The organism is Streptomyces kebangsaanensis (assembly GCF_001906585.1).
Lineage (GTDB): Bacteria > Actinomycetota > Actinomycetes > Streptomycetales > Streptomycetaceae > Streptomyces > Streptomyces kebangsaanensis.
In genome coordinates this window covers 108654-118691 of record NZ_JUJA01000169.1, presented here as the reverse complement: position 1 = coordinate 118691, position 10038 = coordinate 108654, and the positions used below count along the sequence as shown (strand labels likewise).

The 10038-nt window shown below is 71.0% G+C and carries 9 protein-coding genes and 2 pseudogenes; 1 reads left to right on the top strand and 10 read right to left on the bottom strand.

What is annotated here, in order from left to right:
- From RH94_RS37975 to RH94_RS37965, 4 genes are all read right to left on the bottom strand, one after another.
- A partial coding sequence (locus RH94_RS37975) for an IS630 family transposase (protein WP_073952843.1) occupies positions 1 to 1121 on the bottom strand: 1121 nt, incomplete at its 3' end.
- 222 nt (positions 1122 to 1343) lie between these two features.
- Positions 1344 to 1880, bottom strand: coding sequence for an SbcC/MukB-like Walker B domain-containing protein (locus tag RH94_RS45985; protein ID WP_234426354.1), 537 nt, complete (start codon positions 1878 to 1880; stop codon positions 1344 to 1346).
- 948 nt (positions 1881 to 2828) lie between these two features.
- Positions 2829 to 3759: AAA family ATPase (locus tag RH94_RS45980; RefSeq protein WP_234426352.1), on the bottom strand; the 931-nt coding region annotated here is incomplete at its 3' end.
- Positions 3760 to 3797: 38 nt separating this feature from the next.
- Positions 3798 to 4970, bottom strand: a complete 1173-nt coding sequence (locus tag RH94_RS37965; RefSeq protein WP_073952830.1) for an exonuclease SbcCD subunit D — start codon at positions 4968 to 4970, stop codon at positions 3798 to 3800.
- Positions 4971 to 5388: 418 nt separating this feature from the next.
- Here RH94_RS37965 and RH94_RS41690 point away from each other — a divergent pair, with 418 nt between their 5' ends.
- On the top strand, positions 5389 to 5553 hold the full coding sequence (locus tag RH94_RS41690; RefSeq protein ID WP_181446541.1) for a hypothetical protein: 165 nt from the start codon (positions 5389 to 5391) through the stop codon (positions 5551 to 5553).
- Positions 5554 to 5655: 102 nt separating this feature from the next.
- Here the strand turns inward: RH94_RS41690 and RH94_RS37960 are convergent.
- From RH94_RS37960 to RH94_RS37940, 6 genes and pseudogenes are all read right to left on the bottom strand, one after another.
- Positions 5656 to 6475, bottom strand: a pseudogene (locus tag RH94_RS37960) (RecB family exonuclease).
- 181 nt (positions 6476 to 6656) lie between these two features.
- Positions 6657 to 7625 carry a hypothetical protein gene (locus RH94_RS37955; protein ID WP_073952829.1) on the bottom strand — a complete coding sequence of 323 codons (969 nt, stop codon included), beginning with the start codon at positions 7623 to 7625 and terminating at the stop codon, positions 6657 to 6659.
- 204 nt (positions 7626 to 7829) lie between these two features.
- Positions 7830 to 8861, bottom strand: coding sequence for a recombinase RecA (recA, locus tag RH94_RS37950; protein WP_073952828.1), 1032 nt, complete (start codon positions 8859 to 8861; stop codon positions 7830 to 7832).
- Positions 8862 to 9037: 176 nt separating this feature from the next.
- On the bottom strand, positions 9038 to 9343 hold the full coding sequence (locus RH94_RS37945; RefSeq protein ID WP_073952827.1) for a hypothetical protein: 306 nt from the start codon (positions 9341 to 9343) through the stop codon (positions 9038 to 9040).
- Positions 9344 to 9373: 30 nt separating this feature from the next.
- Positions 9374 to 9442: pseudogene (locus RH94_RS47045) on the bottom strand (single-stranded DNA-binding protein); the annotation flags it as partial.
- Position 9443: 1 nt separating this feature from the next.
- Positions 9444 to 9841: single-stranded DNA-binding protein (locus tag RH94_RS37940; RefSeq protein WP_234426347.1), on the bottom strand; the 398-nt coding region annotated here is incomplete at its 3' end.
- Positions 9842 to 10038: the final 197 nt, after the last annotated feature.

Sequence of the window (10038 nt, the reverse complement as noted above, 5' to 3'; positions counted from 1 at the left end):
GGGCCAGCATGCTCTTGGTGGGCACAACCCCAGTCTCCTGAGTCAGGAGTTCTGTTCAGATAACTTGCGGGGCGTTCGAGGATCTCGTCCGCGGTCTTCGTCCAGACGTAGGGCTTGGGATCGGTGTTCCATGCGGCGATCCAGGTACGGAGGTCCTTCTCCAGCGCCTGGACGCTCTTGTGGACGCCGCGCCGTATCTGCTTGTTGGTCAGCTCGGCGAACCACCGCTCGACCAGGTTCGGCCAGGACGAGCCGGTGGGCGTGAAGTGCAGGTGGAAGCGGGGACGGGCCACCAGCCAGGTCTTGACGGCCGGGGGCTTGCGGGTGGCGTAGCCGTCCAGCACCAGATGCACATCCAGGCCCGCCGGGACCTCCCGGTCCAGCCTGATCAGGAACTTCTTGAACTCCTCGGCCCGGTGCCGGCGGTGCAGGAAGCCGGTCACCTTCCCCGTGTCCGCCTCCGGGGCGGCGAACAGGGGGGTGGCGCCGGCCCGCACGTAGTCGGCGGTGACCCGCTGCGGGACCCCGGGCATCATCGGCAGCACCGGCTGGGACCGGCCCGGGGCCTGGACCTGCGACTTCTCGGCCACGCAGAACACCAGCGCCCGCTCGGGCGGGTCCAGGCACAGGCCGACCACATCGTGGACCTCGTCCACGAAGTACGGGTCCGCCGACAGCTTGAACCTCTCCGAGCGGTGCGGCTGCGGGCCGAACGCCCGCCCGGTCCGCGACACCGCCGACTGCGACAGACCCCTCTCCCCGGCCATCGCCCGCGTCGACCAGTGCATGGCGTCCCCCGGCGTCGACCCCGGCGTCTTGGTGACCACCGCGGCGACCCGCTCGTCGGTGACCGTCCGGGGCCCGCCGGAACGCGGCAGGCCGCCCGGCCCGGCGATCCGGCGCTCGACAAACCCCGCCCTCCACCGGCCCACCGCATGCGGCGGCGAGCCGAGCCGCGCGGCCACATCCTTGTTCGACGCGCCGGTGGCGCACGTCAGGATGATCCGGCAGCGCAGCGCCCACGCCTGCGGCATGGAACGGCGCTGCACCCAGCCCTCGAGCGCAGCCCGTTCCGCCTCCGACAGGATCAACCCAGCCTTCGGCCGCCCAGCACGCGCCACCCCGCAACCCTGCACATCCGAACGGAATCCCTGACTCAGAAGACCAGTGACGGCGTAGGGCTTCAAATCGTCTGCGGGTCCGGGCGGATCGATTGCGTCTTCTGTCATTTTGCAGGCAATGCCGTCAAGCTCATCACACACTCCGAAGGACGACACCACGGTGACGTTCCGTCATCCCATCGCGGAAATCCCGCAAGAACCGGGTTCCCGACGCCCATACGGTCACGGTGTCTCCCGCTGTATCGAAGAGGTTCCCTGGCCGCGGCGAACGGCGAAGCGGATCGGTACCCGTTCGGCCAGGGCGTCGATGTGCGTGACGATGCCGACCACCTGGTCCCTGCGCGTCGCGAGCTCTTCCAGCGTGGCGGCGACCGTCTCGAGTGTCGCCTCGTCCAGTGCGCCGAACCCCTCATCGAGGAAGATCGACTCCAGTTGAGCGGCACCGGCTGCGGCCATGGCCGGCAGCTGCGCCGAAAGCGCCAGGGCGAGGGCGAGGCCGGCCTGGAACGACTCACCGCCGGACAGTGTCCTGACCGGTCGGCGACTGTCCGCGTCGGCATGGTCGACGACGAGGAAGCTCCCGTCGTCGTGGGTCAGCTCGAACTGCCCGCCGGACAGTTCGGCGAGTGTTCCGGAGGCTTCCGCGACGAGGGTGTCGAGGGTTGTCGCGACAAGCCAGCGGGGAAACCCGTCCGCGCGCAGGAGGTGGCCGAGCGTCTTCGCCACCTGGTGCGTCTGCTCTTTATGCTGCCGCTGCATGTCGAGCTTCGCGGCCTGCTTCCGCCGTTCGATGAGACGCCGCGCCTCCTGCCGGGCCCCCTCCAGCGCCGCCGCGACCGCCGGCTCGGCCGTCTCGGTGAGCGGCCGTCCCGCTTGGAGGGTCACCTCGTGGGTGGCGAGCACACCGGCGAGTCGGCCCTCGGCGGTGGTGAGCTCTCCACAGACCCTCGCCAGCCTTTCGTACGCGCCGGACAGCGCCGTTTCGCGGGTGGCGGCGGCGGCCGCCGCCCAGGAGACGAGGGCGGTCCACGCCGTGGTCAGGTCATCACGGTCCGGCACCGGAGCCCCGAGCGCGACGAGCGGGTCGCGCACACGCTCGAGCGCCGACCAGGCCGCCTGCACCTCCCGGCGAACGCCCGTCGTGGCCTGCTCGGCGCTCGCCCTGGCGGCTCGCGCACGCCGCAGTCTCGCGTCCGCCTCGTCGGCAGCCCTTTCCAGCTGCTCTCGGCGTGCGAGTGCGGCGAACACCTGCTCCCGGGTGAGAGCGTCGGCGAGGACGGAACGCAGGGCGGCGATCCGGCCGGTGAGCGCGTTCAGTTCTCCGGTGGCCTGCTGCTCGGCTCTGAACGCCTTCGTCCACGCCACGCGCAGCCGCTCCGCCTCCCGGTCGGCCTGGACTCGTACCCCCTCGGCCCTGTCCAGGTCGGGCACGGCCAGCGGGCCGGGTATCGCCGTGACCCGCTGCCCGCACACCGGGCACGCCGCGCCATCCCGCAGGTGCGGTCGCAGCGCCGCGGCCAGATGGGACCGTGCCGTGACCTCCTGCGTCCGGCGCGCCTGCAGGGCGAGCCTCTCGGCTTCCTCCTCGGCGGCGGTCACGTCGGAGAGTGCCATGGCGCAGTGCCGCTGCAGCGCCTGCGTGGCGGGCAGTCTCCTCTCCAGCGTGTCGAGCTCCATGCGGTCGCGGCGGGCCTGCTCGAGCGGGGNGGGGCCGGGGCGGTGCCGCCGCAAGCTGTTCACGGGCAGCCGTGTCGGCTGCCTCGGCCGCGGCGAGTTCCTCGTCGGCCGCCTCGTCGGCGGCTTTGATGTCGCGTTCCCTCTTCCCGAGTTCTTCGAGCCCGGCCGACACGGCGACCGCCCTCAACCGGTCCCGCTCCGCGGTCAGCGCCTCGCACGCCTGCCGTGCCTCGGTGACCGCCGCACCGTGCTTGGTGAGTTCGGGTAGCGCCGCACAAACCCGCTCGGCGACCTCCTCCAGCGTGGCCACCCGGTCCTGTGCCGCTCGCTCCGCGCACTCGGTCGCATCGGTGAACTCCTCGAGCTGCTGGGCGAGGAGCTCGGCGCGCTGCCTCGCGCGCTCGGCCTCCGTGTTCGCCGCCTGCGCGATCCGGGGGTAGATCTCCAGACCCATCAGTTTGACGAGGATTTCCTGCCGTCTGGCCGGTTGCGCGTGGAGGAACTCGGCGAAGTCCCCCTGCGGCAGCACCACACAGGTGATGAAGTGCTCGAACGGTAGCCCGAGCAGTTTTTCCACTGCGGGCGTGACCTCGGAATCGGAGGCGAGCACTTCGGTGACGTCGTCCGGCGTGCCGAGCGCGTCCGGGTCGGCGAGTCGCTCCAGCCGGGCGTTCTTCACACCGACGCCGCCGGCGGCAGCGCGGCGCAGTTCCCGGGCGGCGACATAGCGGTGTTCGGCGAGGTCGAAGACGAGCCGGACGGTGCCCCGGTCGGTGGTGGGTGCGAGTGCGTTCGCGACCGCGCGTCGGTTGTTCCAGCGCGGTACCGATCCGTACAGCGCGAACGTGATCGCGTCGATGACGGTGGACTTGCCCGATCCGGTCGGGCCGACGAGCGCGAAGTAGTCCACCTCGCGGAAGTCCACCACGGCCGGCTCCCGGAACGAGGCGAAACCGTCCATCTCCAGTAGTACCGGCCTCATGGGGCTCCTTCCCGCCGTCAGGCGTGCGTGGCGGTGGCCTGGTCGTGGAGCCTGGTGAACAGTGCTTCGACCCGTTCGTCGGCGATTCCCCGGGCGATGCAATACGCGTGGAACAGCTCGGCGGGGCTGCGGTCCGCGCCGTCGGCCGAGGGGGACGGCCTGGCGGTGTGCACCGGTGCGGCGAACTCCGGATCGATGCGCACCTCCAGCGCGTTGGGCAGCAGCCGCTGTACGTCCCGCCGCAGCCCCGCGCGCGCTGGTTCGCACAGCAACACCCTCAGGTAGTCGTCGCCGAACTCCTCTGCGCGCCGGGTCAGCTCGTCGGCGGTGCCGCGTACGGTGCGCAGCCGCCGTCCGGACCCGATGGGCACCTCGGCGGTGATGCGGGCGGGCGTGGCGACCTCGGCCTCGACGACAAGGAGCACAGTGGGGTTGTTCTCCTCGCCGAAGTCGAGGGTGATCGGGCTGCCGCAGTAGTGCACCGGACACGGTGCGGGCAGCGACTGGCGGCGGTGCAGGTGCCCGAGCGCGACGTAGTGGGCGTCAGGCGGGAAGGCACTGGCCGGCACCCAGTACTCGAGGATCGACTGGGCGGACCGCTCACCCCCGCCGAGCCTTCCCCCGGCCGCCGTCAGGTGTGCCATCACCAGGTTGACCGTGTCGTCGCGAAAGTCGGCCGTGAGCGCGGCAAGCAGGTCCCGCACCAGCCGGCCATAGCCGGTTGCGGCCTCCTGAGGCGTCTCGGTGACCAACTGGGCGGCCCGTACCGCGTGGCGTCGGGCCAGGAACGGCAGCAGGGCGACGGTGACCGGCTCCCCCGTCGAGCGTGCGGTGAATTTCACCACCCCGCCGTCGGCCGCAGGGCGGGCGGTGCCGGCCAAGGTGATCCCCGCGCTCGCCATGAGCGGCCGGTAGGCGTCGAAGGTGGCGGCGTGGTCATGGTTGCCGGCGATCGCGATGACCTCGGCGCCCGTGCGCCGCAACGCGAGCAGCGTCTGCACCAGCAGCTGCTGGGCATTCGCCGACGGGGCGGACGACTCGTACAGGTCGCCGGCGACGAGGACGGCGTCAACGCGGTGATCCCGTGCCGCCTGGACGATCTCACGCAGGACCGCCCGCTGCTCGTCGAGCCGGTTGTGGCCCTTGAGCACCTTGCCGATGTGCCAGTCCGAGGTGTGCAAGAGCTTCATGGACGCGCCTCGCTTTTCCGTGGCGGTTGCCGACGGTGGCATGCCGCCGGCCTCCTTGCCCGCAGGTGCGAGGTCGTGGATCCTCACCGCCCTCGCTGCCCGGGGGAGGCGCCGAGGAGCCCGGCACCGCAGGCGGGACAGGTGGCGGCAGCGCCTCCGTAGGGCCACCGCCATTTTCGCACAATTGTTCCATCGACTGCCGCGGTCGACCTGGATCGAAAGAGGGAGGAGATCAATGCGCTTTGCGGGTATTTGAGCCTTGTATGTCCGCACCGAGACCTTGCGCAAGATCGTCACAGCCACATCGAGGCCGTCACGGTTGCGCTCGTCGGCCGCCGGTCCGCCGGACGCGTGGCAGGGATGGCAAAGCGGAGGCGCACGACGGGGAGATCCAGACCAAGAGCAGTAGCCTCGTTCCATGACCGAGGAGACGATCATCGCGCTGCGGAACTATGACTGGCTCGTCCGCGCTCGAGGGCTTGATGACGTCGCACTGGACTGGGACTCCGGCACCCTCGTGTACGGCGAGGGCGGCGCCACCATCGACGCACTGGTCGAACGGGGTTTCACCCCCGCCACATAGCCGCCCACCGCCACTGGCCTCCGTGCTCCCGTGGGCGCGGCGGTGTTTCGGCCGCTGCACGGTGCCTTTCCGGGCGAGCCGCCGCGGGTGAGCGGTCCGGCCTCAGCGGGCGCCGGCGGCCGGGCGCTCGTCGTGCTCCGCGGCCGGGCCGGTGGCCGCGGCCAGAGGGCAGGGCGGCGGGATGCCGCCCCAGGCCGGGCACAACGCCCGACGGGGACACCAGTCGCACAACCGGCCCGGCCGCGGCCGCCAGTCGCCCGTCGCCGCGCCCCGCCGGATCGCCTCCCACAGAGCGAGCAGCTTGCGCCCCACGGCCCGCAGATCACCCTCCGCCGGCGCGTAGCCCAGCACGCCCCCGCCACCGAGACAGACCAACTGCAGCCGGCACGGCACCGCGCAGCCGCCACAGCACCAGGGTGTAGGACTTCAACCGGAACAGGGCATCCGCCGCGTACTCGGACCAGGGGCCTTGCCCGTCCTGTAGCCGACCAGCCGCACCGCGCCGGTCGGCGCCACGCCCACCCGGTCGATGACCCCGCGCCGCGTCAGCCCGGAGTCCAGCGCCGCCTCGACGAACAGTTCCCGCCCCGCCGGCCCCAGCCGGGTCGGGTCCTCCAGCGTGAACCACCGCTCTACGCTCTACCAGCCGCTCCGCCCCGGCCAGCCACCGCGCGACCCGCTCCGGGACGGGCGCCCCGCCCCCCTCGGCGAACAGCTCCGCGAGCCCCGGCACCGCCGCCGGCAACCGCTCCCCCTCGCCCGCCACCAGGCAACGGGCGCGCGCGGCCGTACGCTCCACCGCCGGGTCGTCGAAAAGCCGCTCCAGCACCGCGTGCACCAGCACGCCCCGGGCCACCGCCGCGCTGGACCTCTCCGGCAGCCGGTCGATCGCCCGGAACCGTTGGCGCAGCGGGCAGGTCATGAAGTCGGCCACGCGCGACGGCGACGGCGACAGCGACGGCGGCGCGGGCGGGGCCGGCGTGCCGGAGACCTCGAACGGCTGCACACCCCCGGCCCTACGCCGATTCTCTCCGCGCGTGATCCGCCGGCACGGCTGCCCATCCGTCGACACCTTCACCGGCACGTCTCCTCGTCGGCGCGACCTACCCGCCGGTCCCCGGCTCAGGCGGCATCAACTCGTCATACACGGCCTGGTGTTCCCCATCATCACTCGGACACATCACTCGCCCGTCGGAGAGGCACTTCCAGTGGTGTCGCAGCACCTCTTGCGCGGCCGCCTCCGGGCTGTCGAACACCTCGAAGCCGTCCCCGTCCTCGTCGTAGACGTAGTCACAGACGTCGCAGACGATGGAATGCACCTGATGGGTGGGGAAACGGGTCGGCCGCTCCCCTCTCGTTACCGGCCTGCCTGGATGACGGCTGCTGCTTTCCGGCCCCCAGCAGGCCGCAGAGCTCTTGTCCACGCGCTCGGTCCGTGGGGGCGCGGCCGCCTGCCGGTCGGTGGGCGGCATCCGGTGCAGGCCGCTCACGGGGCGGAAGCCATCGTCGTCGTACTGCGGGCAGGTGGAGAGGGCGAGCAGGTACTCGTGCAGGGTGCGGTTGTAGCCGGCGTCCGTCAACGCGTGGTGCTGTCCGCCGGCTCGCTCCGGCAGTGGCGGGTCGCCGGCCTGGACGACGAGGGACCGCAGCTCGTGGCACCAGCGCGGCACCGAGGGCGGCATCGCCGCCCAGTCGTGGTCCCACAGGGAGTGCAGACGCCAGATGTGCTGGCCGCTGTAGTAGGCGTACAGATGGGTCTCCGGGGAGCCGTCGGCGAAGTACTTCGCCACGTCCTCGCGCATCTCGTCGAGGAGCTTGACGTCGGGATGGGTGCGGTCGAGGAGACAGGGACAGCCGTCGACAGTGCACCGGGGCAGGTTGGGCCACACGTTGTCGGCCATCCACGGGACGTTGAGCACGGCGCTCACGTCCATCCCGTTGTTGACGGCGTAGTAGTCACAGCCTGCGTCGTCGGTGAGGCCGATGGAGACCAGGCCGCGGACGGTGGGATCGGCGGGAAGGAACTCACAGTGGAGGTAGACGCGACGAGTGGTCGAAGCGGTGTCGCTCACGTGCTGCTCCTCGGCGTCCGAAAGCGTCTCTGGCAACGCGGTTCACGCGCGTGTGGTGTCCTCGCCGGTCGGTCACGACTGACCGGCGCACGCTGCCCTCCCGGCGCAGGACACGTACCGCGTATCCCCATCCCTGATTCAGCGGATTCCCGTTGAGGGGCGCAGAGTCCGGACAGGCGGACACCGGAAGGGGGTTGCACCGGGTCAGAACTCGACGGAGGCGGCGGGAACGGTGTTCGGTCCCGCCCCGATGCCCAGCTTCTCCTTGATCCTCTTCTCGATCTCGTCGGCGAGGTCGGGGTTGTCCTTGAAGAAGTTGCGGGCGTTCTCCTTGCCCTGACCGAGCTGGTCGCCCTCGTAGGTGTACCAGGCGCCGGACTTGTAGAGGAAGCCGTGCTCCAGGCCCAGGTCGATCAGGTCGCCCTCGCGGCTGATGCCCTGCCCGTAGAGGATGTCGAACTCGGCCTGTTTGAAGGGGGGTGCGCACTTGTTCTTGGCCACCTTGACACGGGTGCGGTTGCCGACCGCCTCGGCCCCGTTCTTCAACGTCTCGATCCGGCGGACGTCCAGGCGCACGGAGGCGTAGAACTTCAGTGCCCGGCCCCCGGGCGTCGTCTCCGGGGAGCCGAACATGACGCCGATCTTCTCCCGGAGCTGGTTGATGAAGATCGCCGTGGTCTTCGACTGGTTGAGCGCGCTGGTGATCTTGCGGAGGGCTTGGCTCATCAGGCGGGCCTGGAGACCCACGTGCGAGTCACCCATCTCGCCCTCGATCTCCGCTCGCGGGACGAGCGCGGCGACGGAGTCGATGACGATGAGGTCGAGCGCGCCGGAGCGGACCAGCATGTCCACGATCTCCAGGGCCTGCTCGCCGTTGTCGGGCTGGCAGACCAGCAGGGCGTCGGTGTCCACGCCCAGCCGCTTGGCGTACTCGGTGTCGAGGCCGTACTCGGCGTCGATGAACGCCACGGTGCCGCCGGCGCGTTGGGCGTTGGCCACCGCGTGCAGGGCGAGAGTGGTCTTGCCCGAGGCATCAGGTCCATAGATCTCCACGATCCGCCCGCGGGGCAGGCCGCCGATGCCAAGGGCGACGTCGAGAGCGATCGACCCGGTGGGGATGACTTCGATGGGGGACCAGGGGTCGTCGCCGAGGCACATGACCGAGCCCTTGCCGAAGCGCTTCTCGATCTGGATGAGGGCCAGCTCGAGTGCCCTCTCGCGGTCCTGTTCTTTCATGGCGTCCGCCCGGATGGGATGTGGCGTGTCATTGCGGCCGACGGTCCCGGGTCACCGCGCCGGCGGCCCGGGGTGTCGGTTCTGCGGCGGCCCGCGCGGACTTCGGGGCGATGGTGCCGGATGTCGCATCACTCCGGCCCTGTTTCACCGTCTCGGCGCCGCTCGCGGGGCTGCCGTCAATCCATGATCTTGTCGGTCGTCGCCGGTTGCCCAGGCGACGCTGCCGTCCTTCCTCCAGTCGCCTCGGCGGCGGTCAGCTCTTCTCTCCACGGCAGTTCGTCGACCGGGGCATCGGGGAGCCTTGGGAGGCCGTGCCCCTCACGTCCGTCCAGGACCGTCTCGGTGGAGGCCTCCGGGCGGATGCGGGAGTCGTCGTCCTGGTGGTCGTCCCGGTGTTCGGGATGACAATCGATGCAGGTCAAACCGAGTGCAGCCTGCGGGGTCCAGGTCGGGCAGGGATCGGTCGGGGCAGGGTCGGTCATGCCGGTCAGCCTCTGCGGTGCTCTCGTCGATCAGAAGGGCTCCTCGCCCTGCCGGGGGGTGTGCGGCTCGCCGTCGTTCTGGGCGAACAGGTCGTCGGCNGCGGGTGGACTGGCGCCGGCGAAGGCGCTCGCACGGGGGGCCTTGGTGACCTGCGCGGTGGCGAACCGCAGCGAGGGACCGACCTCGTCGACCCCGCACTCGACCACGGTGCGGCGCTCGCCCTCCTTGGTCTCGTACGTCCGCTGGCGCAGCCGTCCCTGGACGATGACGCGCGTACCGCGGGTCAGGGACTCGGCGACGTGCCTGGCCATCTGTCCCCAGGCCGAACAGCGCAGGAACAGCGTCTCGGCGTCCCTCCACTTCCCGGTCTCCCGGTCGAAGGCGCGGGGCGTGGAGGCGACGGTGAAGTGCGCGACCGCATCGCCGGACGGGTTGAGGCGTAGCTCGGGGTCATCGGTCAGATTGCCGACCACTGTGATGATGGTTTCACCAACCATGGCCTTTCCTCTCGTTCGACGAGTGATCCCTCACCCGTGCCGGTTCGAGACGGCTGGTAGCCCGGAGTGGGCGGGACTCGCGCCGTGTGCCGGCGAAGTGGCACGCCGCGCTGCGGGGCGAGGCGGTCGTCGGGTTCACTCTCTGTCCTTTCCCGCCCTTCCTCGGCCCCAGTCGGCAGGTCCGGCCGCGACGAGCC

Excerpts from the sequence above, each read along its gene's own strand:
- RH94_RS45985 (WP_234426354.1), bottom strand. The coding sequence starts at position 1,880 with ATGCAGCGGCAGCATAAAGAGCAGACGCACCAGGTGGCGAAGACGCTC.
- RH94_RS41690 (WP_181446541.1), top strand. The coding sequence starts at position 5,389 with ATGACCGAGGAGACGATCATCGCGCTGCGGAACTATGACTGGCTCGTC.
- recA (WP_073952828.1), bottom strand. The coding sequence starts at position 8,861 with ATGAAAGAACAGGACCGCGAGAGGGCACTCGAGCTGGCCCTCATCCAG.
- RH94_RS37945 (WP_073952827.1), bottom strand. The coding sequence starts at position 9,343 with ATGACCGACCCTGCCCCGACCGATCCCTGCCCGACCTGGACCCCGCAG.
- RH94_RS37965 (WP_073952830.1), bottom strand. The coding sequence starts at position 4,970 with ATGAAGCTCTTGCACACCTCGGACTGGCACATCGGCAAGGTGCTCAAG.